At 37.8% G+C, this 25458-nt stretch carries 24 protein-coding genes; all 24 read left to right on the top strand.

The annotated features are described in order from the left end of the window. The first annotated feature begins 50 nt into the window (after window positions 1–50). On the top strand, window positions 51–533 hold the full coding sequence (gene rimP / locus ACQKMD_RS01705) for a ribosome maturation factor RimP (protein WP_427748901.1): 483 nt from the start codon (window positions 51–53) through the stop codon (window positions 531–533). 20 nt (window positions 534–553) lie between these two features. Beyond that, a complete protein-coding gene (gene nusA / locus ACQKMD_RS01700) occupies window positions 554–1696 on the top strand; it encodes a transcription termination factor NusA (protein ID WP_427748899.1) in 1143 nt (380 codons plus the stop codon). A gap of 83 nt (window positions 1697–1779) precedes the next feature. After that, complete coding sequence (gene rnpM / locus ACQKMD_RS01695; RefSeq protein WP_427748898.1) at window positions 1780–2058, top strand: RNase P modulator RnpM; 279 nt, start codon at window positions 1780–1782, stop codon at window positions 2056–2058. Beyond that, window positions 2055–2366: a YlxQ family RNA-binding protein gene (locus ACQKMD_RS01690; protein ID WP_427748897.1), complete on the top strand. Its 312-nt coding sequence runs from the start codon at window positions 2055–2057 to the stop codon at window positions 2364–2366. Before rnpM ends, ACQKMD_RS01690 begins: the two co-directional genes overlap by 4 nt. Window positions 2367–2380: 14 nt before the next feature. Further along, window positions 2381–4873 carry a translation initiation factor IF-2 gene (gene infB, locus ACQKMD_RS01685; protein WP_427748895.1) on the top strand — a complete coding sequence of 831 codons (2493 nt, stop codon included), beginning with the start codon at window positions 2381–2383 and terminating at the stop codon, window positions 4871–4873. Beyond that, window positions 4870–5148: a DUF503 domain-containing protein gene (locus ACQKMD_RS01680; RefSeq protein WP_038184231.1), complete on the top strand. Its 279-nt coding sequence runs from the start codon at window positions 4870–4872 to the stop codon at window positions 5146–5148. Before infB ends, ACQKMD_RS01680 begins: the two co-directional genes overlap by 4 nt. A 19-nt stretch (window positions 5149–5167) precedes the next feature. After that, on the top strand, window positions 5168–5518 hold the full coding sequence (gene rbfA, locus ACQKMD_RS01675) for a 30S ribosome-binding factor RbfA (RefSeq protein WP_427748893.1): 351 nt from the start codon (window positions 5168–5170) through the stop codon (window positions 5516–5518). A gap of 86 nt (window positions 5519–5604) precedes the next feature. Next, window positions 5605–6519 (top strand): tRNA pseudouridine(55) synthase TruB, encoded by a 915-nt coding sequence (truB, locus tag ACQKMD_RS01670; protein ID WP_427748891.1) that lies wholly within the window; start codon window positions 5605–5607, stop codon window positions 6517–6519. 15 nt (window positions 6520–6534) lie between these two features. After that, window positions 6535–7482: a riboflavin biosynthesis protein RibF gene (gene ribF / locus ACQKMD_RS01665; protein ID WP_427749296.1), complete on the top strand. Its 948-nt coding sequence runs from the start codon at window positions 6535–6537 to the stop codon at window positions 7480–7482. 157 nt (window positions 7483–7639) lie between these two features. Continuing rightward, window positions 7640–7909, top strand: a complete 270-nt coding sequence (rpsO, locus tag ACQKMD_RS01660) for a 30S ribosomal protein S15 (RefSeq protein WP_038184240.1) — start codon at window positions 7640–7642, stop codon at window positions 7907–7909. A 182-nt stretch (window positions 7910–8091) separates the two neighbouring features. Further along, window positions 8092–10203, top strand: coding sequence for a polyribonucleotide nucleotidyltransferase (gene pnp, locus ACQKMD_RS01655; protein ID WP_427748890.1), 2112 nt, complete (start codon window positions 8092–8094; stop codon window positions 10201–10203). 149 nt (window positions 10204–10352) lie between these two features. Next, window positions 10353–11585 (top strand): M16 family metallopeptidase, encoded by a 1233-nt coding sequence (locus ACQKMD_RS01650; protein WP_427748889.1) that lies wholly within the window; start codon window positions 10353–10355, stop codon window positions 11583–11585. 103 nt (window positions 11586–11688) lie between these two features. Further along, window positions 11689–11958, top strand: a complete 270-nt coding sequence (locus tag ACQKMD_RS01645) for a YlmC/YmxH family sporulation protein (protein ID WP_427748887.1) — start codon at window positions 11689–11691, stop codon at window positions 11956–11958. Next, window positions 11955–12770 (top strand): NAD(P)-dependent oxidoreductase, encoded by an 816-nt coding sequence (locus ACQKMD_RS01640; RefSeq protein WP_427748886.1) that lies wholly within the window; start codon window positions 11955–11957, stop codon window positions 12768–12770. Before ACQKMD_RS01645 ends, ACQKMD_RS01640 begins: the two co-directional genes overlap by 4 nt. Next, on the top strand, window positions 12763–13350 hold the full coding sequence (locus ACQKMD_RS01635; RefSeq protein ID WP_427748885.1) for a dipicolinate synthase subunit B: 588 nt from the start codon (window positions 12763–12765) through the stop codon (window positions 13348–13350). Before ACQKMD_RS01640 ends, ACQKMD_RS01635 begins: the two co-directional genes overlap by 8 nt. 75 nt (window positions 13351–13425) lie before the next feature. Continuing rightward, complete coding sequence (locus ACQKMD_RS01630) at window positions 13426–14469, top strand: aspartate-semialdehyde dehydrogenase (protein ID WP_427748883.1); 1044 nt, start codon at window positions 13426–13428, stop codon at window positions 14467–14469. A 13-nt stretch (window positions 14470–14482) separates the two neighbouring features. Continuing rightward, window positions 14483–15376, top strand: a complete 894-nt coding sequence (dapA, locus tag ACQKMD_RS01625) for a 4-hydroxy-tetrahydrodipicolinate synthase (RefSeq protein WP_427748882.1) — start codon at window positions 14483–14485, stop codon at window positions 15374–15376. A gap of 113 nt (window positions 15377–15489) precedes the next feature. Then, a complete protein-coding gene (locus tag ACQKMD_RS01620; RefSeq protein ID WP_427748881.1) occupies window positions 15490–17157 on the top strand; it encodes a ribonuclease J in 1668 nt (555 codons plus the stop codon). A 141-nt stretch (window positions 17158–17298) separates the two neighbouring features. After that, the gene (locus ACQKMD_RS01615) at window positions 17299–19548 is read left to right on the top strand and encodes a DNA translocase FtsK (RefSeq protein WP_427749295.1); all 2250 of its coding nucleotides are present in this window, start codon (window positions 17299–17301) and stop codon (window positions 19546–19548) included. A 180-nt stretch (window positions 19549–19728) separates the two neighbouring features. Then, window positions 19729–20457 (top strand): GntR family transcriptional regulator, encoded by a 729-nt coding sequence (locus ACQKMD_RS01610; protein ID WP_427748879.1) that lies wholly within the window; start codon window positions 19729–19731, stop codon window positions 20455–20457. Between the two features lie 48 nt (window positions 20458–20505). Beyond that, window positions 20506–21573, top strand: coding sequence for a BMP family lipoprotein (locus ACQKMD_RS01605; RefSeq protein WP_427748877.1), 1068 nt, complete (start codon window positions 20506–20508; stop codon window positions 21571–21573). Between the two features lie 186 nt (window positions 21574–21759). Next, window positions 21760–23307, top strand: coding sequence for an ABC transporter ATP-binding protein (locus ACQKMD_RS01600; RefSeq protein ID WP_427748875.1), 1548 nt, complete (start codon window positions 21760–21762; stop codon window positions 23305–23307). Window position 23308: 1 nt separating this feature from the next. Next, window positions 23309–24352, top strand: coding sequence for an ABC transporter permease (locus ACQKMD_RS01595; RefSeq protein ID WP_427748873.1), 1044 nt, complete (start codon window positions 23309–23311; stop codon window positions 24350–24352). A 1-nt stretch (window position 24353) separates the two neighbouring features. Further along, window positions 24354–25313 carry an ABC transporter permease gene (locus ACQKMD_RS01590; protein WP_427748871.1) on the top strand — a complete coding sequence of 320 codons (960 nt, stop codon included), beginning with the start codon at window positions 24354–24356 and terminating at the stop codon, window positions 25311–25313. Window positions 25314–25458 lie beyond the last annotated feature (145 nt).

Raw genomic sequence — 25458 nt, 5'->3', positions numbered from 1 at the left:
CCCGCTCTTTTCTGTTGTTATGACAACATGAAGTGAGTCAGGAGGATTGTATGAGCAAAGTTATCTCAGCAGTGGAACAACTTGCAACGCCTATAGTAGAAGGGTTAAACCTTGAATTAGTCGAAGTTGAATTCGTTAAAGAGGGTCGCGATTGGTTTTTGCGCGTTTACATTGATACTCCTGAAGGAAGCATTGACATTGAACAATGTGCTCAAGTAAGTGAATTATTAAGTTTAAAATTGGATGAATCTGACCCAATTGAACAAAATTATTTCCTTGAAGTGTCATCGCCAGGAGCAGAAAGACCGTTAAAAAAAGAAGCTGATTTTGAAAAAGCTATCGGTCAATTCGTGCATATTAGATCATATGAAGCCATTAACGGTATGAAAGTATTTGAAGGTTATTTAAGATCTTATACAGACGCAGGTGTTGAACTTGACGTTAAGATTAAAACAAGAAAAATTAAGGTCGTTATCGATAAAGATAAAATAGCATTAGCTCGTTTAGCAATCGATTTTTCCGCAGAAAGTTAATAGTAGGAGTGAAATAGACAATGAGTAAAGAATTGGTTGGTGCGTTAAATGCACTTGAAGCAAAAGGTATCTCTCGTGATATCATTATTGAAGCAATCGAGGCGGCACTTATTAATGCATATAAAAAGAATTACAACCAAGCGCAAAACGTGCGTGTTGATTTAAACCTTGACCGCGGTACAATGCACTTGTATTCAAGAAAAGATGTAGTAGAGGTAGTAGAAGACGATCGCTTACAAATCTCTGTAGAAGATGCGCAAGTTATCAACCCTGCGTATGAAATCGGTGATATCGTGGAACAGGAAGAAACACCACGTAATTTCGGACGTATCGCTGCAACTACAGCGAAGCAAATCGTTACTCAACGATTCCGTGAAGCAGAACGTGGCATTGTCTATGAAGAATATGTGGATCGTGAAGATGATATCGTAAATGGCGTTGTAGAGCGTTTAGACCCTCGTAATATTTATGTTGGTTTAGGTAAAGTCGAAGCGGTATTACCTCAGAATGAACAGATTCAAGGTGAATCTTATGCACCTCACGATCGTATCAAAGTGTATATCACGAAAGTAGAACGTACTTCACGTGGACCACAAGTATACGTATCACGTACTCACCCAGGTTTACTTCGTCGATTATTTGAATTAGAAGTTCCTGAAATTTTCCAAGGTACAGTAGAAATTAAATCAATAGCTCGTGAAGCTGGCGATCGCTCTAAAATCTCTGTCTTTGCACATAATGAAGAAGTGGATCCAGTAGGTTCATGCGTAGGTACAAAAGGTGCACGCGTACAAACAATTGTTAACGAATTAAATGGTGAGAAAATCGACATCGTTGAATGGTCAGAAGATCCTGTCGTATTCGTTGCTAATGCACTAAGTCCTTCAAAAGTTCTCGATGTGCAAGTTGACGAAGAAGAAAAGTCAACTACAGTAGTAGTTCCTGATTATCAATTATCTTTAGCTATTGGTAAACGTGGTCAAAATGCTCGACTGGCTGCGAAATTGACTGGCTGGAAGATTGATATTAAGAGTGAAACAGATGCTAGAGAGTTAGGAATCTACCCAAGTCAAACTTCAACTGTTGTCTATGAAGAAGCTCAAGACGATGAAGAAGTAGATTTTGATGTTGAGGTTGATTTATATAAAGACGACGAAGAATGAGTAAAAGCAATTGGTTGTATGTGAAATCTTCTATTGAACTAATATGGCCAAAAGTTCTTACGCTATAGGGAAGGTGTGTTCTTATGTCGATAAACAGAAAAATTCCTTTAAGAAAATGTGTAGCAACGGGTGAAATGTTTCCTAAAAAAGAAATGATTCGGGTTGTTCGTTCTAAAGAAGGCGAAGTTTCCGTTGATATTACTGGCAAGAAATCAGGTCGCGGTGCATATGTTTCAAAATCTGAAGCAGCCGTTGCGGAAGCGAAAAAGAAAAATGTCCTGAAACATCAGTTAGAAGTGGAAATTCCAGAACAAGTATATGAAGACCTTTTAAAAGTCATTCGCAAGGAGACGTTAACATGACGCCGGAGCAATCTATTTTAAATTTACTTGGATTGGCTGCAAGAGCTCGTAAAATCGTTTCTGGCGAAGAACAAGTTATTAAGGAAGTGCGCAATAATGGTGCAAAGCTTGTTGTATTAGCAACGGATGCATCTGCCAATACGCGCAAAAAAATGCAAGATAAATGTCATTCTTTCAACGTTGAGTTGCAGGAGTTCGGGACTAGATATAATCTCGGACATGCCACGGGGAAAGACGCAAGGGTCTCATTAGCCATCGTGGATGACGGTTTTGCAAAAAAACTGTCCGAGCTTCTCAACGAAATCTAACCGGGGGTGAATACATGACAAAATTACGCGTCCATGAATATGCGAAACAAGTAAATAAGTCAAGTAAAGAAGTTATTGATCAGCTTTCAAAGCTACAAATAAACGTCACAAACCATATGTCTACGTTAGAAAAAGATGCAGTTAGCAAACTAGATGGTGTATTTAAAATGAAAATTAACGCACAATCATCACAAGGACCAAAAAAAACTGAGCACCAAAACAGAGGACAACAAGGGAATCGTCCGAACGCTAGAAAAGACGAAAAAGCACAACAAACTAGCGCTGCTCAACCAAAACAAAATACTAACCAAGGAAGTACTATGAATAACAATTCAACTTCAAAAAATAACTCAAACTCAAATTCAAACAATCGTTCTAATTCAAATTCAAGACCAAACACAAACACTAGTTCAAGACCAAACACAAACACTAGTTCAAGACCAAACACAAATACTAGTTCAAGACCAAACACAAACACTAGTTCAAGACCGAATTCAAATACGAACACAAACTCAAGACCAAATACAAGTTCAAACAATAAACCAAGTACGAATTCGAACACTAGAACTGGCTCTAATGCAAATTCAAGCCAAAATCGTGGTGCAAACCGCGGCCCTGGTGGTCAATCCAACCAACAAGGTGGAAACCGTAACTTTAACCAAAGAAAAAAACCAGGTATTAACGGTGGGCAACGTCGTAAACACAGACCACAACCAGTTGTACCTGCAGTGAAAAAAGAATTACCAGAAAAAATCACTTTCTTCGAATCATTATCTGTAGGCGAATTAGCGAAAAAATTAGGTCGTGAACCATCTGAAATCATCAAAAAATTATTCATGCTTGGCGTTATGGCTACAATTAACCAAGAGCTTGAACAAGATGCTATCGAACTAATCTGTGCTGATTATGGTGTGGAAGTTGAAGAAGAAATTCGTATCGACGTAACAGACCTAGAAACTTATTTCGAGGGCGACCAAGAAGAAGTAAATACAGCTAATACTAAAGAACGTCCACCAGTTGTAACGATTATGGGTCACGTTGACCATGGTAAAACAACTTTACTAGATTCAATTCGTAATACAAAAGTAACTGCTGGAGAAGCTGGCGGTATTACACAACATATTGGTGCTTACCAAGTAGTCGTAAACGACAAAAAAATTACATTCCTTGATACACCTGGACACGCAGCGTTCACAACAATGCGTGCGCGTGGTGCTAGAATTACTGACTTAACAATTTTAGTAGTTGCTGCTGATGATGGTGTAATGCCTCAAACAGTTGAAGCAATCAACCATGCAAAAGCTGCAGAAGTTCCAATTATTGTTGCTGTAAACAAAATGGATAAACCAACTGCTAACCCTGATCGTGTAATGCAAGAGTTAACTGAGCATGGTCTAGTGCCAGAAGCTTGGGGCGGCGAAACAATTTTCGTACCAATCTCAGCATTAAAAGGTGATGGTATTGATTCATTACTTGAAATGGTATTATTAGTTTCAGAAGTAGGCGAATTAACAGCGGATCCTAAACGTAAAGCTATCGGTACTGTAATCGAAGCTCAACTTGATAAAGGTCGTGGTTCTGTCGCTACCTTATTAGTACAAAATGGTACACTTAACATAGGTGATCCAATCGTAGTTGGTCACGCTTACGGTCGTGTCCGTGCAATGGTTAATGATATTGGCCGTCGCGTAAAAACTGCAGGTCCTTCTACACCAGTTGAAATTACTGGATTAAGTGAAGTTCCTCAAGCTGGGGATCGATTTGTAGTATTCGAAGATGAAAAAACAGCTCGTCAAGTAGGGGAAGCACGTGCAATGACTGCTATTCAAGCACAACGCTCTGAAAAACAACGAGTAACTCTTGATAATTTATTTGAACAAATGAGCCAAGGCGATATGAAAGAATTAAACTTAATCGTTAAAGCTGATGTTCAAGGTACAGTAGAAGCAATGGCAGCTTCGTTAATGAAAATCGATGTAGAAGGTGTAAACGTACGTATCATCCATACGGGTGCTGGTGCAATTACAGAATCCGATATTTCATTAGCAGCCGCATCAAATGCGATTGTCATCGGTTTCAACGTACGTCCAGATACTAATGCCAAACGTGCAGCAGAAGCTGAAGGCGTAGATATTCGTCTACACCGTGTTATTTATAAAGTAATTGAAGAAATCGAAGCGGCAATGAAAGGTTTACTAGATCCTGAATTCCGTGAAAAAGTAATCGGTTCAGCAGAAGTTCGTGAAACATTCAAAGTATCTAAAGTCGGCACAATTGCTGGTGGATATGTACTTGAAGGTAAAATTACTCGCGATAGTGGCGTCCGTGTTATTCGTGAAGGTATCGTTATTTTCGAAGGCGAATTAGACTCTTTAAAACGTTTCAAAGACGATGCAAAAGAAGTAGCTAAAGGTTATGAATGTGGCTTTACAGTGAAAAACTTCAATGACATTAAAACAGAAGATGTAATTGAAGCATTCATTATGGAAGAAATCATCCGTAAATGATTGTCTACGCAGAGTGTGAATTCTTCATCCCTGCGGCCCATTCATTAAAAGAAAAACGTGCTGTCTTGCAAAGTATGATTACGCGTACAAAACAACGCTACAATGTTTCCATTGCAGAAATCGACCATCAAGATGTTTGGCAAAGAGCATTGCTCGCGATTGTTACTGTAGCCTCTTCCAAGGATGCAGCAGATCGTGAGCTCACTCGTGCTCTTCAACTTCTGGAATCAAATCCTGAATGGGAACGTCTAAACATACAAAGAGAGTACTTATAAAAATTGAGGTGAAACGATTATGAGTATGCGCGCGAACCGTGTTGCAGAACAAATGAAAAAGGAACTCGGCGATATTATCGTTCGTAAACTAAAAGACCCTCGTGTCGGATTTGTTACTGTAACAGATGTGGAAGTAACAGGCGACTTACAACAAGCAACAATTTATATTACTTGCTTAGGTACTGAGAGAGAGCGTCAAGCCACATTAAAAGGACTTGAAAAAGCAAAAGGCTTTATTCGTTCTGAAATTGGTCAACGTATTCGTTTAAGAATTACACCAGAATTATCCTTTGAGTTTGACTCATCGGCTGAATATGGTAATAAAATTGACACGCTTTTACGTCAACTACATGAATCAAAAGATCAATAATTGAAACAAGCCTGCAAACCTAATTATTTGCAGGCTTTTTCTGTCCTTAAAATAAAATTATTTATATTAAAAAGGAGTTGGCGTGAATGCAACATGGCATTCTTCCTCTATGGAAAGAACGGGGAATGACTTCTCACGATTGCGTATTTAAATTACGTAAAATACTACAAACAAAAAAAGTAGGACATACAGGAACACTAGACCCGGGTGTAGAAGGTGTTTTGCCTATTTGTATAGGTAATGCAACACGTCTAGCAGAATATTTGACTAACGCAGGTAAAACATATGAAGCTATTATTTCCATTGGTGCTTCTACAGCAACTGAAGATGCTGAAGGGGAAATAGTAGCAGAAGATAGTAGTATCAAAATGATAACTCGCGAACAGTTGCTACAGGTACTAGCTAACCTTACTGGAGAAATTTCTCAAACACCTCCAATGTATTCTGCTGTGAAAGTAAATGGTCGGAAATTATATGAGTATGCGCGTCAGGGACAGATTATAGAACGTCCGTCTCGTAATGTAATAATCTATGCATTAGAGTTACTTGACGAGGAATTGGTTTACGAAGGTACTACAATCACTTTCCCAGTTCGCATCGCATGTAGTAAGGGGACATATATTCGTACTCTAGCTGTACAAATAGGTGAGAAATTAGGATATCCTGCGCATATGGCTTCGCTAGTTCGCACATCTTCGGGCAATTTCAAGAAGGAAGATTGTGTTACAATTTCTCAATTACGTGAAATTGCTGAGGCAGGAGAATTAGATAAAGTAATAATGCCAATTGAGCAAGCATTAACAGGATATCCAACTTTTCAAATTACTGAAGATAACCATAAGCAAATTGCAAATGGACAAGTACTTCCTATGCACCCTTCACTAGAAGAACATGATAAAATAGTATTTGTAGAAAGTGGGAAAGCGGTTGCTATTTATATTAAGCATCCAACAAAAGATGGGCTTATGAAGCCAGAAAAAATGTTCCCAGCTGTTGATTAGGAGGCAGTCTTTATGATGAAAGTGATTCAATTAATGTATCCCCACCAAATTAGTCATCCAGATATTGAGGGACCCTATTCTCTTGCAATCGGCTTTTTTGATGGAGTTCATCGAGGGCATCAAGCGGTGATTGAGCATGCGAAAAAGCAAGGGCAGCAGAAAAATTTGAAAACAGCTGTGATGACGTTTGATCCACATCCTTCGATTGTATTAGGCCAAAGAAAAGAACAAGTATTTTATATTACACCTATAAAGCAAAAGTTAGATATCCTTGAAAGAATGGGGATCAATACGGTATTCGTTGTACGATTCACCTCGGATTTCGCTCAACTAAGCCCTAGTGACTTTGTAGATGTATTTATTCGTAATTTAAATGTAAAACATGTGACAGCCGGCTTTGACTTTACATTTGGAGCATTTGGTAAAGGTACGATGGAAGATATGAAGTCACTCAGCAACGGAGACTTTGATGTTACTGTAACTGACAAGCAAGTTCAAAAAAACGAAAAAATCAGCTCTACTCGAATTCGTAAGTTGTTACAAGCGGGTGACATGGAAGAGGTTCATAGTCTTCTAGGAAGACCATTCCAAATTCCGGGAATTGTAGTACATGGGGATAAACGTGGACGTCAGATTGGTTTTCCAACCGCGAATATTCAAGCTCATGAAGGAACATTCATTCCGGCGAATGGTGTTTATGCTGTAAGAATGCAAATTCAAAATGAATGGTTTGATGGTGTTTGTAATATAGGCTATAAACCAACATTCAAAAACCCGGATGAAAAAAGCTTAACAATAGAAGTACATATTATGGACTTCAACAAAAATATTTATGCTGAAGAAGTGCAAATAGATTGGTATAAGCATTTAAGATCAGAACAAAAATTTGATGGTATCGATGCGCTGAAAGTACAAATCGAAGTAGATAAGGCAAATGCAATGAAATATTTACGTGAACGTTAGATAATAGTTGATTCTATTAGGCGCTTATGTTACTATTTCATAAGTGAGTTGCTCTATATGAATTCCTTCATTTGCAACCACGGAACCATTGCTTGGCTTTCGAATCACCAACGTTTGCTCAGCATTTGGGGATATTTCAATTTAGGAGGTGAATAGGATGGCACTAACACAAGAACGCAAAAACGAAATCATTTCTGAATTCCGTGTACACGAAAGTGATACTGGTTCACCAGAAGTTCAAATCGCTATCCTTACGGAAGAGATTAACAACTTAAATGAGCACTTACGTACTCATAAAAAAGACCACCATTCTCGTCGCGGTTTATTCAAAATGGTTGGACGTCGTCGTAACTTATTAAAATATTTACGTGAAAATGACGTACCACGCTACCGTGAAATCATTACTAAACTCGGCTTACGTCGATAACATGCAATTTTGTGAAAGCGGGCTTGTCCCGCTTTTTCTTTATGCTTCAATAAACTAACCTCCTACAACAATTTGAATATAAAGAATTGAAATGTTTCGCATAAGCCTCCCTTTTTTGATAAACTAATAGTACTACATAAATACATGAATAGATGTTTTCTTTGAGAGAGGAGTTCAAATAAATGAACGAAAAAAAGGTTTATACCTATGAATGGGCCGGAAGACCTTTACAAATCGAAGTAGGTCAGCTCGCAAAGCAAGCTAATGGATCGGTATTAGTACGTTATGGAGAAACAGTTGTACTATCAAATGCAACTGCTTCAAAACACCCAAAACCATTAGACTTCTTCCCATTAACAGTTAACTATGAAGAAAAATTATATGCAGTTGGTAAGATCCCTGGTGGGTTTATCAAACGTGAAGGACGTCCTTCAGAAAAAGCGGTATTAACATCTCGCTTAATCGACCGTCCAATCCGTCCATTATTCCCAGATGGCTTCCGTAATGAAGTACAAGTAATCTCTATGGTTATGTCTGCAGATCAAGATTGCCCTTCAGAAATGGCAGCTATGCTCGGATCATCACTTGCACTAATGGTTTCTGATATTCCATTTGACGGACCAATCGCAGGTGTCCAAGTTGGGCTTGTTGAAGATGAATTTATCGTAAACCCAACAGTAGCACAATGGGGAAAATCAACAATTGACTTAACAGTCGCTGGAACAAAAGATGCAATTAACATGGTTGAAGCAGGTGCATTAGAAGTTCCTGAAGAAAAAATGTTAGAAGCCATTATGTTCGGTCACGAAGAAATCAAAAAAATAATTGCTTTCCAAGAAACAATTGCTGCTGAAGTCGGCAAAGAAAAAATGGAAGTAATATTACACGGAATAAATGAAGAATTATATGCTGAAATCAATGCAGAATTCGGAACTAAGATGGTTGCGGCTATCCAAACTTATGAAAAGCATGCTCGTGAAGAAGCAATTAATGCTGTAAAAGCTGAAGTTATTGCTAAATACGAAGAAGCTGAAGCAGAAGATGCAACTCTAAAACAGGTTAGCGAAATTCTAGATAAAATGGTGAAAGAAGAAGTTCGCCGTTTAATCACAGAAGATAAAATTCGTCCTGATGGTCGTAAATTAGATGAAATTCGTCCACTGTCTTCGGAAGTAAGTTTACTTCCAAGAGCACATGGATCTGGTTTGTTTACACGTGGACAAACTCAAGCACTTTCAGTTTGTACTCTAGGTGCACTAGGCGATGTTCAAATTATCGACGGATTAGGTGTTGAAGAGTCTAAGCGCTTCATGCATCATTATAATTTCCCACAATTCTCAGTTGGGGAAACTGGACCTATTCGTGGACCAGGCCGTCGTGAAATCGGACATGGTGCATTAGGAGAACGTGCTATAGAAGCAGTTATTCCAAATGAAAAAGACTTCCCATACACAATCCGTTGCGTATCAGAAGTATTAGAATCTAACGGTTCTACATCACAAGCAAGTATTTGTGCTTCAACTCTTGCAATGATGGACGCCGGTGTTCCTCTTAAAGCACCAGTTGCAGGTATTGCGATGGGGCTTATTAAAAAAGATGAGCATTATTCAATTCTAACTGATATCCAAGGAATGGAAGATCACCTTGGTGACATGGACTTCAAAGTAGCAGGTACTGCAAAAGGTGTTACTGCACTTCAAATGGATATTAAAATTGATGGTTTATCAAACCAGATTTTAGAAGAAGCATTAACTCAAGCTAAAATTGGTCGTATGCATATACTAGAGTCTATGCTTGCAACTATGCCAGAAAGACGTGAACACCTTTCTAAATATGCTCCGAAAATTATCATGGTTAAAATTAACCCAGATAAAATTCGCGACGTAATCGGACCTGGTGGTAAACAAATTAATAAAATCATCGAAGAAACTGGCGTGAAAATTGATACTGAACAAGACGGTACAATATACATCTCTTCAGTAGATGAAGCAATGAACGCACGTGCAAAAGAAATCATTGAAAATATTGTACGTGAAGCAGTTGTAGGCGAATATTACATGGGTAAAGTAAAACGTATCGAAAAATTCGGTGCATTTGTTCAAATATTCCCAGGTAAAGACGGTTTACTACACATTTCTGAAATTCAAGAAGAGCGCACTAAAGCGGTAGAAGATGTTCTAAAATTAGAAGATGAGCTACTTGTTAAAGTTATTGAAATCGACAATCAAGGTCGCGTAAACCTTTCTCGTAAAGTAGTATTAAAAGAAGAAAAAGAACGCGCTGAGCAAAAGTAATCTGAGGACGCCCGAAGCTGGGTATTCCAATTCAATACTCCACGCTCACAACCTGAGTGTCTAAACATCGTAAACGTTAAAATTATTGAGGTCGTCCGTTTCCAACAAAACGGCGACCTCTTTTGTATGTATTTTAAGGAGGAAATTATTTGGTAACAAAACATATATGTGCTAATGGAGTACGTATCGTTGCAGAAGATATTCCGCATGTACGTTCAGTAGCAATGGGTATTTGGGTAAATGTCGGTTCTCGATGCGAACAACCACATGAAAATGGAATGACACATTTCATAGAACATATGCTTTTTAAAGGGACTAATACACGATCTGCTAAGGATATTGCTGAGGCATTTGATCGTATAGGCGGGCAGCTTAATGCCTTCACGTCAAAGGAAAATACATGCTATTATGCAGTAGTTCTTGATCATCATGCTGAAAAGGCGATTGAGATACTAGCAGATATGTTCTTTCATTCTAAATTCGCTCCTGAAGATATTGATAAGGAAAGACAAGTGATTTTAGAAGAAATTGCAATGACTGAAGATGCACCAGATGATGATGTAGATGAAAGGCTATGGCAAGCGATGTTCCCTAATAATCCATTAGGTTCACCAATACTAGGGACAGCAGAAACACTACAAACATTTAATCGTGAAAATGTTCTATCATATATGCACAAGCACTATCGTCCTGAGCAAATAGTCGTTTCAATTGCAGGGCATTTATCACCAACGCTTATTCAAACAATTGAAAGATTATTTAATCATTTCCCAACAGCGACAACTCAAGAACCTACAATTTTCACTTTACCAACTTTTGTTCCAGCTAAAATAGAAAAAAAGACTCATGTAGAACAGTCTCATATCGCATTAGGTTATCCAGGATTAAGTATGCGTTCTCCTAATCTATTAAGCTTAGTTGTATTGAATAGTATACTCGGAGATTCTATGTCTTCACGTTTATTTCAGGAAGTAAGAGAGGAAAAGGCGCTTGCTTATTCTGTATACTCCTATTATTCTGCTTATCAAGATGCCGGTGCATTTGTGATTTATGCAGGTACTTCGCCACATCAACTACCTTTATTACAGCAAACAATTAATCACTCTGTCGATACGATTTGTAGAGAAGGTATAACTGAAAAAGAATTACTATTTGCAAAAGAACAGCTTGAAAGTAATTTGCTTCTTGGGCTTGAAACAGCTTATGATTCTATGAGTAGAAATGCTAAAAACGAACTTGTTTTTGGTTATGATCGTACTATTGAAAAAGCACTAGCAGAATTACAAGAGGTAACTGTGCAATCAGTAAATCAAATTATCAAAGACCATTTAAAACAACCATTTGCAAGTTCCATCATTACACCAGCTAAGGGAAGCAACTAATGCCCTTAGCTTTTTCTTTTGTGTATAATTCTCTTGAAGCAAAAAATCACTAAAAACAAGGCAAAAGCATATACATAATATACATGCGAAAAGGAGGGGAAGCATGCTCTTATCAGAGTTAGCTGAAAAAGAATTAATTCAAATGAATGATGGAATACGTTTCGGTATTTTAGCTGAGACCGAATGTTTACTTGACCCGAAAACAGGTCAAATTTATGGTTTTGAAATGATTCATAAAGGGCATCGAATTCCATTTAAAGCAAAATCACCAAAAATGCATGAATATATCCCGTGGGATGAAATTGTTCTCATTGGAGAAGATCGAATTCTTTTTAATAATGTAAAGCCAATGAATTCGGGGTTAACAGAATGACAGAGGAAAGATGGCTACTCATAGGAACGGACGCACGTTTTAAAAAACTAGCGGTGCAGCTTTCAAAACCTCATCGAACTGTTTTATACAAATATACAGATGAATGGAATGAAGAGCTCTTAACATTGAGCAAAAAGTTTCAACCAAATCGCATTGTTTTACCTATTCATCCGCCAAAATGGACTGCAGATATGAATAGCTTTCTAAATACAGCAGAAAATGCAATGTTGTTTGTCGGAAGAACAACTCCAGACTTTAAGCAACAGTTGTCTACTGAACAAACGGTTTACTACCTAGAAGATGAACAATTTATTTGGCAAAATGCGAAACTCACTGCAGAAGGGATGCTCAGATCATTTTACGATCATGAACAACGATCGATGGATGGGCAACATCTCATTATTACAGGCTTTGGAAGAGTCGCGAAGATGACGGCTGCATTATGTAGAGATCTAGGTGCTACAATCCATGTTATGGCACGTTCAGCAACTCAAATATATGAGGCAGAAGCTTTCGGCTATAAAGCTTCTGTTTTAGAGCCGGCTGCTTTTGAAGGTAAACTAGACTACATCATTAACACTATCCCCGTAAAATGGCTAACATCGGCCTTCAGTGAAATGTTACAATCGGCTACTACATTGTTTGACTTAGCATCTGCTCCAGGATGTCTTGCATTTGATGAACAACCTGATTTTGACTATATACAATTACCAGCATTACCCGGGAAATATTTCCCCCAAGATGCAGCTGATTTATTAATTCAAACGATTGAACTGCATAATGAAAAATATAAGGAGGAACATCATGCTTGATGGAAAGCGCATCGGTTTTGGCATAACTGCATCACATTGTACGTATGAAGAAGTTGTACCGAAAATTAAACTTCTTAGAGAAGAAGGCGCTATTGTAGTGCCAATTATTACGAATTCAGTATTACATGCGGCAACTAGATTCGGTACAGGGGAAGAATGGATTGCAAAAATCGAGGAAGAAGCAGGGCATGAAGTTATTAAGACAATCACGGAGGCGGAGCCACTTGGGCCGAGAAATCCGTTAGACTGCATGGTGATTGCTCCGATGACGGGAAACTCACTCAGTAAATTTGCTAATGCCGCAACAGAATCACCAGTTCTAATGGCTGCAAAGGCGACACTACGTAACGGTAGCCCAGTAGTCATCGGTGTTTCTACGAATGATGCATTAGGGTTAAATGGTTTAAATCTCATGAAACTTCTAAATACAAAGAACATCTTCTTTATCCCATTTGGTCAAGATGATCCATATAAAAAGCCAAATTCACTAATTTCAGATTTCACTCAAATAAATCAAACAATTATAAATGCATTAGAAAAGAAGCAATTCCAACCATTATTGATTCAATATACTAAATAATTTAATTTTTATACACAATTATGAAAAATTATGATACAATAGCGCCAATATCAATGTTGAGTTGAGGAGAGATGTATGGTGACTAAGCAATATACAGTAGCTGTCGTAGGAGCTACAGGAGCAGTAGGAACGAAAATGATGGAGCAGCTTGCTAAGCGTAAGTTTCCCATTGGTAAGATTAAATTACTAGCTTCCAAAAAATCAGTTGGAAAAGATATAACATTTAACGGTCAGTCATACACGATTGAGGAAGCAACGCCAGAAGCATTTGAAGGTGTCGATATTGCCCTATTCAGTGCTGGTGGTGCTGTATCAAAAGTGTTAGCACCAGAAGCTGCAAAACGTGGTGCTGTGGCAATTGATAACACAAGTGCTTTTCGAATGGATCCAGAAGTACCGCTTGTTGTACCTGAAGTAAATCCAGGTGATCTTGCAAAACACAAAGGAATCATTGCTAACCCTAACTGTTCAACAATTCAAATGGTCGCAGCATTAGAACCAATTAAAAAAGCATTTGGTTTATCCAATGTAATCGTATCTACATATCAAGCAGTGTCTGGTTCAGGTATAAATGCCATCGAGGAACTTAAAACACAAAGTGGTGAGTGGGAAAAAGGTAAGGAAGTAGAAGCGAATGTATTACCAGTAAAAGGTGATAAAAAGCATTACCCAATCGCTAGAAACGTTATTCCACAAATCGATGTCTTTACTGAAAATGGCTTCACTTACGAAGAGATGAAAATGATTAATGAAACTAAGAAAATTATGCATATGCCAGAGCTTCCAGTGGCAGCAACTTGTGTACGTGTACCAGTTGTATCTGGACACTCTGAATCTGTATATATTGAAATAGAAAAAGAAAATGTAACAGTAGAAGATGTAAAAAAAGTGCTTGGAAATGCTTCTGGTATTGTGCTAGTTGACGATATTACAACGCAAGGTTATCCAATGCCGATCTATGCAGAAGGTGAAGATGAAGTATTTGTAGGCCGTATTCGCAAAGATTTAGCGAAAGATAATGGCTTCCATTTATGGATTGTTGCTGACAACCTATTAAAAGGTGCAGCACTTAATTCTATCCAAATCGCAGAAGCTATGATTGACGAAGGTATAATCTAAGGGGGCTTCACTGATGAATATAGGGAATGTAGCAACAGCGTTGATTACTCCATTTCACCAAGATGGCTCTATCCATTATGAAATGGTGGCTAAAGTAGTAGAGCATTTAATTGCAACAGGGACTGATTCAATTGTTGTTTGTGGTACAACGGGGGAATCACCAACATTAACACATGAAGAGAAAATGCATCTTATTCAATTCGTTGTTGAAACTGTACGTAAACGTGTGCCAGTAATTGCTGGTACAGGAAGTAATAATACGGCAGAGTCGATTCAAGTTACGAAGGATGCAGAGGCGGCAGGTGTTGATGGTATTATGCTAGTAACTCCATATTATAATAAGCCTAGTCAACGTGGAATGTATGCTCACTTTGCTACGATTGCAAAGGAAACATCATTACCTGTTATGCTTTACAATATTCCAGGACGTTCAGTAGTAAATTTATTACCTGAAACGATTCTAGAATTAAGTAAAATACCAAACATCCAAATTGTGAAAGAAGCAAGTGGGAGTCTCGATCAAATGGCTGATATTCTAGCGGGTGCACCTGAAGGATTCAAAGTATACTCGGGTGATGATGGTTTAACTTTACCTCTTTTAGCAGTTGGTGGATCAGGTATTATTTCTGTAGCAGCGCATGTTGTTGGTGAAGATATGCAAAAAATGATTCAAGCATTTAAAGAGGGGCGTCATGGGGACGCAGCGTTCATACATCAAGCATTACTACCTTTAATCCGTGCCTTGTTCGCAACTCCCAACCCTACGGCAGTTAAATATGCTCTTAGCAAATTAAATATTTCATCTGAAACAGTTAGACTACCAATAGTGGAGATGACTGAACAAGAAAAAGCACATTTTGATATAGTTTGGGAACATTATCTAGCAAAACAAAAACAGTTCCAATAAAAAAATGGAATGGGTGATAAAACCCATTCTTTTTTTGTTTGTGAAAACGGTCTACTACCGATATAATAAAAACAAGTGGATGCTGTTCGGGATTATTTTTAGGAGGAAAACAAGTGGTTAAAACAAAAAATGAAGTAATACGAGTAATACCTCTAGGTGGGGTTAGTGAAATCGGCAAAGCAATGTATGTCGTTGAAATTGATGACGAGCTATTTGTAGTCGATAGTGGACTAATGTTCCCAGAGGATGAAATGCTAGGAATCGATTTTGTTATTCCAGACATTTCATATTTAGAAGAAAACAAAACAAGAGTAAAAGGAATTTTCTTAACACATGGTCATGAAGATGCAATTGGTTCAATTGCATACCTATTACAGAAAGTTAGTGCACCGGTTTACGGTTCAAAATTAACAATTGCTTTAGCAAAAGAACATTTAAAAGAATTGCCCGCTCCACAACAAGTGAAATTCTTTGAAGTAACCAGCAAAAGTCGTATGAATTTCCAAACGACGTATGTAACATTTTTCCATACAACGCATAGCATTCCTGATTCACTTGGCGTTGCGTTCCATACATCTGAAGGTGCAATCGTACACACCGGCGAATTTAAATTTGACCAATCTGCACAAGGTAAATACAAGCCTGATATCGCTAAAATGGCTGGACTTGGTGAAGAGGGCGTCTTCATCTTAATGTCTGATTCAACAGAAGCAGAGCGCCCAGGATATACAATCTCAGAATCGATTATTCGCGAAAGATTATCAAAAACATTCCACCGTGCAGAAGGAAGAATCCTTGTAGCACTATATGCATCAAACTTTATCCGTATTCAACAAGTATTTGACGAAGCGGCAGCAACAAATCGTAAAATCGCTGTTGTAGGACGTAGCCTAGAAAATGTGTTTGAAGTAGGTATGCGTTTAGGCTATCTTTCTGTTGATCCGGAAAGAATTATTCCAGTAAGTAAAATCAATGATTACCCTGAAAATGAAATTGTTGCAATTGTAACGGGTAATCAAGGTGAGCCTTTAGAAGGTCTTGAGAAAATCATCCGTAAGCACCATCGTGATATTCGCATTAAACCTAGTGATACTGTATTAATTACGTTTACACCTTCTCCAAGTATGGAAGTACAAATTTCCGAAACAATGAATAGCCTTGCCAAAGCAGGTGCAAAAGTAATGTCAGCGGATAAAAAGGTACATGTATCTGGTCATGGTTCGCAAGAAGATCTTAAATTAATGCTTAACCTTATGAAACCAAAGTACTTTATTCCTATACAAGGGGAATATCGTATGTTAATAGCCCACTCTAAACTCGCACAAGAAACAGGTTTATCGAAAGCACAAATTTTCATCGCAGATAAAGGCGATATCGTAGAATACAAAAACGGCAAAATGCGTATGAGCGGTCGAGTGACAGCTGGTAATGTTTTAATAGATGGTATCGGTGTTGGTGATGTAGGTAACATCGTTTTACGTGATCGTAAATTATTAAGTCAAGATGGTATCTTTATCGTTGTTGTGACTATTGACCGTCAACACAAAAAAATTGCTTCAGGTCCGGAAATTTTATCAAGAGGATTCGTTTATGTTCGTGAATCAGAAGAACTAATGGAAGAGTCTGCAGCACTAGTGAAGAATGTTGTCGAAAAATATGTGAATAAAGGTACGTATGAATGGACAAACATTAAACAAGAAATCCGTGACACGCTCAATTCCTATTTATTCCAAAAAACGAAGCGCCGCCCAATGATCATCCCGATTATTATGGAATATTAATGCGTAGCGGATACAAAGGATTTCCTAGCCAGTTTGTGGTGGGAAATCCTTTTTTCCTTTAAAAGAGAAAGGAGGGTCAGGAAATTGGCTACAAAAAAGAAAAAAGAAACAAAACCTAAAAAGCCAGAACAAAAACTATCAATGCATCCCTTGATGTATGAAATTATTGGTCTCCTTTTAATCGGCATTGCCATCATGACATTCTTTGAATATGGATTAGTTGGACGATTCATACAAACAGCTGCTTTGTTTTTATTTGGCAATTGGTCAATTGCTGTATCATTTATGCTTATTCTTAGTGCCCTTATTTTAATGGTTCGTAGAACAATTCCGAATATGAAGAATCGAACAATTCTTGGTTGTGCTTTTATACTAGGGAGTCTGACTTTGTTTAGTCATATTGCACTGTTCGAGCAATTACTGAATGGGAATGGAATTGGAAGTAATTCTGTTTTAAGAGAGACATGGCGTATACTCATAACGAGCGGTGGTATTCAAGAACGTAGTCAGTCTCTTGGTGGTGGCATGATGGGCGCTATATTATTTGCATGCTTCTATATTTTATTTGACTCTGCAGGCGCATCTATTGCTAGCTGGTTACTGTTATTTATAGGGTTGATTTTATTGACTGGTAAGGCATTAGTTCCTTACTTACTGCAAAAGACGCCTGAATGGCAAACAAAATGGAACGAACGTCGCTCACAAGCGAAAAGAGCGAAGCAAGCAAGAAAGACTCCGCAAAGACAAGAAGAGCCTAAAGCTTCGTCACGTCGAGCTCGTAAATCTGCAAAAGCTGAGGCAACGCAACAAATTGAAGAAAATCTTGAAGCAGCCACAGATGTAGAGCTTCCTGCCCATACGGAACCAATTATTTCAGCTTTTACACAACGGGTAGTAGAAAACGAAGAAACACCACAAGAACTAGAGCCAGAAGTGGAAATAGAGATGCAGCCAATGGCGGGTGATGAGGTTGTTGAAAATGTTAATTATCAATTACCAACAATGTCTCTATTGAAAGCACCACCACATGTTGATCAAAGTGGCGAATTTACATTGATACAAGCGAATGCTCGAAAACTTGAACAAACTTTCCAATCGTTTGGTGTAAAAGCAACAGTTACACAAGTTCACTTAGGTCCTGCTGTTACGGAGTATGAAGTTCTACCAGATAAAGGGGTTAAAGTAAGTAAAATTGTTGGATTGCAAGATGATTTAGCATTAGCATTAGCAGCTGAAGATATTCGTATTGAAGCACCTATTCCAGGTAAATCTGCTGTCGGTATCGAAGTGCCAAACAAAGAGGTAGCGATTGTAAGCTTGCGTGAAGTGTTAGAAGCAAAAGAAAATAATCAACCAAATGCCAAGTTACTAATTGGTCTAGGCAGAGATGTTACGGGTGAAGCGAAGTTGGCCCAGTTAAATAAGATGCCACATTTATTGGTAGCTGGTTCAACAGGTAGCGGAAAAAGTGTATGTATTAATGGCATCATTGTAAGTATTTTAATGCGTGCAAAACCACATGAAGTGAAACTTATGATGATTGACCCGAAAATGGTGGAGCTAAATGTTTACAACGGTATTCCGCATCTTTTAGCACCAGTTGTTACAGATGCACGTAAAGCTTCGCAAGCTTTGAAAAAAGTTGTATCTGAAATGGAGCGTCGTTATGATCTGTTTTCGCATACAGGAACGCGTAATATTGAAGGCTACAATGGACATGTTGAAGCATTTAATGCTGAAAATGATGAAAAGCATCCAAAGTTACCATTTATCGTGGTTATTGTAGATGAGTTAGCTGACTTGATGATGGTCGCCTCGAGCGATGTTGAAGATTCTATTACAAGACTTGCACAAATGGCACGAGCAGCGGGTATTCACTTAATTATCGCGACACAAAGACCGAGTGTTGATGTCATTACGGGTGTCATTAAAGCGAATATTCCCTCGCGGATTGCTTTTGCTGTATCCTCTTCAATCGATTCTCGTACAATTTTAGACATGGGGGGAGCAGAACGTCTTCTTGGAAGAGGAGATATGCTGTTTTTACCAGCTGGACAATCGAAACCTGTTCGAGTTCAAGGGGCATTTTTGTCAGATAATGAGGTACAGGATGTTGTTGATTTTGTTATTAGTCAACAAAAAGCACAGTATCAAGAAGAGATGATACCCACTGAAGAGGATGATTTAAAGAACTTAGATGATACAGATGACTTGTATGAAGAGGCAGTACAATTGGTAATTGATCAAGAAACAGCATCAGTCTCGTTTTTACAAAGAAAGTTAAAAGTTGGATATGCTAGAGCTGCTCGGATAATGGATCAGATGGAAGAAAGAGGGGTTGTGGGACCTGCTGAAAAAAGCAAACCACGTCAAGTTCTTATCGGAAAATGATGGCGGTAAAATTTTCCTTATCAAAAAAATAACAAAACAACTACAGATATAAAAAAAAAAAACTGTTTTAGCACAGTTTTTAAAGAAATTCTATTTATTTACCCAAATAATAATGGTATAGTAACGAATTAGTAGGAATGTTTTACGTCAGATGTCTGATCTCTCTAGGCGGTGGTATGTATGACGATTAAAACAGATAGTCGGCATTTGTATCTCCAAGTAATCGATCGTTTGAAAGAAGATATTGAAAAAGGTGTTTTTAAAGAAAAAGAAAAACTCCCATCTGAATTCGAATTATCAAAAAAACTTGGAGTCAGTCGTGCCACTCTACGTGAGGCACTTAGACTGTTGGAAGAAGAAAACATCATTGTCCGTCGACATGGAGTGGGAACATTTGTGAATCCAAGACCTGTATTTACATCAGGAATTGAACATTTATCAAGTATTTCCTCGATGATCCAAAATGCTGGAATGGAACCCGGAACAAACTATTTAAGTTCATTCGGGGTGCCAGCTTCTGAGGATGATGTAAAACGCTTTCATTGCAAAGAAGATGAAACTATCATAACAATTGAAAGAGTTCGTACTGCAAACGGAGAGCCCGTTGTCTATTGTGTGGACCAAGTACCGTCAAAGTATTTGCCTTCTGATTTTTCAAATGGAGAAGATTCTTCAATCTTCTCTGCAATAGAAGAATCAGGTGATATTCATGTCGCGTATGCAATCACATTTATCGATCCGGTTGGTTATCATAACCAAGCATCTCCAATTTTAGGGTGTGAGTCTGAAACAGCTCTCCTAGTACTAAAACAGCTCCACTATGATGATAACGATCAAGTGGTGTTATATTCTAAAAACTATTTTAGAGCTGATAAATTCAGCTTCCATGTAGTTCGAAAACGTGTTTAAAACTGTATGCATTCCTGCTAACATCAAACACTTTTGGGGGGACTCCAAATGAAAAAACGTAAATTTGGCTTAGCACTTTCAGTTGTATTAGCTGCTGGTACTTTATTAGGTGCATGTGGTTCTAAAGATGATACTTCTAAGGGTGACAAAGAAGACAAAGGCAACTTCTCACTTGCAATGGTAACTGACGTTGGTGGTGTGGATGACAAATCATTCAACCAATCAGCTTGGGAAGGTATCCAAAAATTTGGTAAAGACAATGGTTTGAAAAAAGGTGACGGTGGTTATGACTATAAACAATCTTCGTCTGATGCTGATTACAATCCAAACTTAACTAGTATGATTCGTCGTAACTTCGACATAATATTCGGTGTTGGTTTTATGATGGCTGATTCTGTAAAAGAAGTTGCTGAACAAAAACCAAATGCTCAATTCTCAATTATTGATGCTGAAGTTAAGGCTCCAAACGTAGCTTCTATCTTGTTCAAAGAGCAAGAAGGCGCTTTCCTTGCAGGTGTAGCTGCAGCTAACGTTACAAAATCTAACAAAATCGGTTTTGTAGGTGGAATGGATATTCCAGTTATTAACCGCTTCCATGCTGGATTTGTTGAAGGTGTTAAAGCAGTAAACCCAGATATTAAAGTTGATGCTCAATATACTGGTGCTTTTGATAAAGCTGAGCTTGGTAAAACTACTGCTAATCGTATGTATTCTACAGGCGTAGATGTAATTTTCCACGCTGCTGGTGCAACAGGTAATGGTGTATTCACTGAAGCAAAAGAACGTAAAGCTAAAGATGCTAACGCTAATGTATGGGTAATCGGAGTAGATGCTGACCAATACAAAGAAGGACAAGTTAACGATAAATCTAACGTTACTTTAACTTCTGTTCTGAAACGTGTTGATGTTGCAGTACAAGACGTTGCAAAACAAGCAAAAGAAGGTAAATTCCCAGGTGGAAAAAAAGTAGTATACGGTTTATCAGATAATGGTATGGCATTAGCAGATTCACATGGTGCTATTTCAGAAGATATTATGAAAAAAATCGATGATTATGCTAAACAAATTGCTGACGGTACAATTAAAGTTCCAGAAAAAGTAGAGAAAAAGAAATAATTTAACTTAAGTCGTCATCATAAAGACTAGTTAAGTGCAAGTCTTTATGATGACTTTTATCTGAAAAAAATTAATAGATAAAAGTTTTTGATAATTTCAAAATCTTTCCTGTGTTAATTTTTTTAACCTATGTTAATTTATTAATAACAACAAATATAATTTACAGTGTCCAAGGGAGTGAACACATTGGAATATGTGATAGAAATGCTAGGTATTCGAAAGCAATTCGGATCTTTTGTAGCAAATGATAATATCACCCTTCAGCTGAAAAAAGGCGAAATTCATGCATTGCTTGGAGAAAATGGTGCAGGGAAGTCGACTTTAATGAACGTGCTTTTCGGACTTTATCAACCTGAAGCTGGCGAAATTCGTGTGAATGGAAAGAAAGAAAAAATTTCTAATCCTAACATAGCGAATGACCTAGGTATTGGAATGGTTCATCAACACTTCATGTTAGTTGAAAATTTTACAGTAACAGAAAATATTATTTTAGGTAGTGAGCCTACTAAAAATGGCATCGTTAATATCAAAGATGCTGCGAAAAAAGTACAAGCTCTATCTGAAAAATATGGATTGAATGTAGATCCATATGCGAAAATAGAGGACATTTCTGTCGGTATGCAACAACGTGTAGAAATTATTAAAACGTTGTATCGTGGGGCAGAAAATATTATTTTCGATGAACCTACAGCATCATTGACACCACAAGAAATTTCAGAATTGATTCAAATTATGAAACGTTTGATTGCAGAAGGTAAATCTATTATCTTAATCACTCATAAATTGCAAGAAATTATGGAAGTTTCAGATAGAGTGACTATTATCCGTAAAGGACAAGGCATTGGAACTGTAACAACTTCTGAAACAACGCCAAATCAATTAGCAGAGTTAATGGTTGGACGTCAAGTTGAATTTAAAACTAAAAAAATAGAAGCCAATCCTAAAGAGGAAATTTTGAAAATTGAAAACTTAGTCGTAACCGACTACCGAAATATTGAAAAAGTGAAAGGATTGAATCTTTCGATACGCAGCGGTGAAATTGTCGGTATTGCTGGTATTGATGGTAACGGACAGTCCGAATTAATCGAAGCGATAACAGGACTTCGTAAAGTGAAGTCAGGTACAGTTTCATTAAATAATCAAAATATCACTAATCTAAAACCACGTGATATTACGGAATCTGGTGTTGGGCATATCCCACAAGATCGTCATAAACATGGTTTAGTATTAGATTTCCCAATCGGTCACAATATCGCACTTCAAACTTATTACAAGTCTCCAATCGCAAAAGGTGGAATAATAGATTATAGCAAAATCTCTGAACTTGCGCAAAAGATAATTAAAGAATACGATGTTCGCTCAGGTCATGGTGAAGTTACACCAGCTCGTGCATTATCAGGTGGTAATCAACAAAAAGCAATTATCGGTAGAGAAGTAGATAGAAATCCAGATTTACTAATTGCTGCATTGCCAACACGTGGCTTGGATGTTGGAGCCATTGAGTTTATACACCAACGCCTAATTGAACAACGCGATAAAGGTAAGGCAGTATTATTAATTTCATTCGAATTGGATGAAGTTATGAATGTTTCTGATAGAATTGCAGTTATATATGATGGTCAAATTATCGATACTGTGAAGCCAAATGAAACGACTGAACAAGAGTTAGGTCTATTAATGGCAGGACAAGGTCGACAATCTAATAATGGACAAGTAAAGGAAGGTGACGAATAACATGTCGAAGAAATTGACTAATATCCTCGTCCCTGTGATTTCAGTAATTCTAGGCTTAATTGTCGGTGCAATTGTTATGCTTGTAAGTGGTTATGATCCTGTAGAAGGTTATATTGCTCTTTGGGAAGGTATCTTTGGGGATATGTTTACGCTTGGCGGCACTATCCGTCAAATTACACCGTATATATTGGCAGGTTTAGCGGTAGCTTTTGCGTTCCGTACAGGTTTATTTAATATTGGTGTTGAAGGTCAATTAATTATGGGGTGGTTAGCGGCTGCATATGTAGGGTACGCTTTCGAACTACCCGCTATTATTCACCTTCCGTTAGCTATATTAGCAGCTGCAGTAGCAGGAGCTCTGTGGGCGTTTATCCCAGGTATATTAAAGGCTAAATTACAAGTGCATGAAGTTATCGTCACAATTATGATGAACTATATTGCTCTACATGTAGCAAATGCAGTGATTAAATCACTTTCTGATAATGGAGAAAAAACACCGATGATTCATGAATCGGCATCATTACGATCGACTTTTTTAGATACGTTAACTGATTATTCACGTATGCATTACGGTTTTGTAATCGCTTTAATAATGGTTGTCATTATGTGGTTCATTTTAGAGAAAACAAAACGTGGTTTCGAGCTTAAAGCAGTTGGTTTCAATCAAAATGCTTCTGAGTATGCTGGTATGAATGTTAAAAATAATATTATTCTTGCTATGGTTATTTCGGGTGCATTTGCCGGTCTTGCAGGTGCAATGGAAGCGCTTGGAACATTCGGTAACATTTCAGTTAAAGGTGGCTTTACTGGTATCGGATTTGATGGTATTGCGGTAGCTTTACTCGGTGCCAATACACCATTTGGAGTATTATTAGGTGCAATATTATTTGGTGCATTGAAATTCGGTTCATTAAATATGCCAAACGTCGGCATACCTTTGGAAATAGTTTCGATTGTAATAGCATTAGTTATTTTCTTTGTAGCGTCAGGTTATATCATTAGATTATTCCTTGAACGATTGAGCAAGAAAAAGGAGGCGAAATAACATGAGCTTTTTGGAAGTGTTATATTTCCTTGTTCCTACTGCGATCTTCTATGCAGCGCCTCTTATTTTAACGGCTATCGGTGGTGTATTCTCTGAACGTTCCGGCGTAGTTAATATAGGACTTGAAGGTTTAATGGTTATAGGTGCTTTTGCTGGGATTGTATTCAACTTAACGTATGTTGATACATTTGGAGCTTGGACACCTTGGATTGCATTATTAGTAGCAGGACTTGCTGCTGGTATTTTCTCAATGTTACATGCAGTAGCAGCTATTTCATTCCGTGCCGATCAAACGATTTCAGGGGTAGCCATCAATTTGCTTGGTCTTGCAATAGCATTATTCTCTGTAAAAATGCTTTACGATAAAGGGCAAACAGATATGATTAAAGTTCGTTTCCCACGCTTTAATATTCCTTATCTAGAAGATATTCCGTTAATCGGTCCTATGTTCTTTAAGGATGTTTATGGTACTTCAATTCTAGCAATTGCAGTAGCAATTCTTGCTTGGATGATTATTTATAAAACACCATTTGGTTTACGTTTACGTGCAGTTGGGGAGCATCCAACTGCGGCAGATACGATGGGTATTAATGTAACGAAAATGCGTTACATCGCCGTTATCATTTCAGGTGTTTTAGGTGGTATTGGTGGTGCGATCTATTCGCAAACAATTTCTGGTGACTTTGGTCACGGAACAATTAATGGGCAAGGGTTCATGGCTCTTGCGGCGATGATTTTCGGTAAATGGCATCCACTAGGTGCCTTAGGAGCTGCAATTTTCTTCGGATTTGCGCAATCTTTAAGTATAGCAGGGAACTCGATTCCATATATTCAAAACATTCCATCTGTATACTTACACATTTTACCTTATGTGTTAACAATCTTCGCTGTAGCTGGCTTTATTGGTAAAGCACATGCACCAAAAGCAGTTGGTAAACCATATATTAAAGGTAAGCGTTAATTTTTCATTTAAAAGAAAGGACTGGGCATGAGCCTAGTCTTTTTCTTTGTGAATAAAGACTCTTTAATAGCAAGACTTAATACTCACTTTTCCTGAAGTTGCTTTTTTATTTAAAAGGCATGTATAGTGAGTGTAATGGTTTGTT

It is taken from the genome of Viridibacillus sp. NPDC096237 (assembly GCF_050278625.1).
Lineage (GTDB): Bacteria > Bacillota > Bacilli > Bacillales_A > Planococcaceae > Viridibacillus.
This window is presented reverse-complemented; position numbering and strand designations above follow the sequence as displayed.

Bases quoted from the DNA above. Each gene is read 5' to 3' on its own strand.
- rimP (WP_427748901.1), top strand. From the start codon at position 51: ATGAGCAAAGTTATCTCAGCAGTGGAACAACTTGCAACGCCTATAGTA.
- nusA (WP_427748899.1), top strand. From the start codon at position 554: ATGAGTAAAGAATTGGTTGGTGCGTTAAATGCACTTGAAGCAAAAGGT.
- rnpM (WP_427748898.1), top strand. From the start codon at position 1,780: ATGTCGATAAACAGAAAAATTCCTTTAAGAAAATGTGTAGCAACGGGT.
- ACQKMD_RS01690 (WP_427748897.1), top strand. From the start codon at position 2,055: ATGACGCCGGAGCAATCTATTTTAAATTTACTTGGATTGGCTGCAAGA.
- infB (WP_427748895.1), top strand. From the start codon at position 2,381: ATGACAAAATTACGCGTCCATGAATATGCGAAACAAGTAAATAAGTCA.
- ACQKMD_RS01680 (WP_038184231.1), top strand. From the start codon at position 4,870: ATGATTGTCTACGCAGAGTGTGAATTCTTCATCCCTGCGGCCCATTCA.
- rbfA (WP_427748893.1), top strand. From the start codon at position 5,168: ATGAGTATGCGCGCGAACCGTGTTGCAGAACAAATGAAAAAGGAACTC.
- truB (WP_427748891.1), top strand. From the start codon at position 5,605: ATGCAACATGGCATTCTTCCTCTATGGAAAGAACGGGGAATGACTTCT.
- ribF (WP_427749296.1), top strand. From the start codon at position 6,535: ATGAAAGTGATTCAATTAATGTATCCCCACCAAATTAGTCATCCAGAT.
- rpsO (WP_038184240.1), top strand. From the start codon at position 7,640: ATGGCACTAACACAAGAACGCAAAAACGAAATCATTTCTGAATTCCGT.
- pnp (WP_427748890.1), top strand. From the start codon at position 8,092: ATGAACGAAAAAAAGGTTTATACCTATGAATGGGCCGGAAGACCTTTA.
- ACQKMD_RS01645 (WP_427748887.1), top strand. From the start codon at position 11,689: ATGCTCTTATCAGAGTTAGCTGAAAAAGAATTAATTCAAATGAATGAT.
- ACQKMD_RS01640 (WP_427748886.1), top strand. From the start codon at position 11,955: ATGACAGAGGAAAGATGGCTACTCATAGGAACGGACGCACGTTTTAAA.
- ACQKMD_RS01635 (WP_427748885.1), top strand. From the start codon at position 12,763: ATGCTTGATGGAAAGCGCATCGGTTTTGGCATAACTGCATCACATTGT.
- ACQKMD_RS01630 (WP_427748883.1), top strand. From the start codon at position 13,426: ATGGTGACTAAGCAATATACAGTAGCTGTCGTAGGAGCTACAGGAGCA.
- dapA (WP_427748882.1), top strand. From the start codon at position 14,483: ATGAATATAGGGAATGTAGCAACAGCGTTGATTACTCCATTTCACCAA.
- ACQKMD_RS01615 (WP_427749295.1), top strand. From the start codon at position 17,299: ATGCATCCCTTGATGTATGAAATTATTGGTCTCCTTTTAATCGGCATT.
- ACQKMD_RS01610 (WP_427748879.1), top strand. From the start codon at position 19,729: ATGACGATTAAAACAGATAGTCGGCATTTGTATCTCCAAGTAATCGAT.
- ACQKMD_RS01605 (WP_427748877.1), top strand. From the start codon at position 20,506: ATGAAAAAACGTAAATTTGGCTTAGCACTTTCAGTTGTATTAGCTGCT.
- ACQKMD_RS01595 (WP_427748873.1), top strand. From the start codon at position 23,309: ATGTCGAAGAAATTGACTAATATCCTCGTCCCTGTGATTTCAGTAATT.
- ACQKMD_RS01590 (WP_427748871.1), top strand. From the start codon at position 24,354: ATGAGCTTTTTGGAAGTGTTATATTTCCTTGTTCCTACTGCGATCTTC.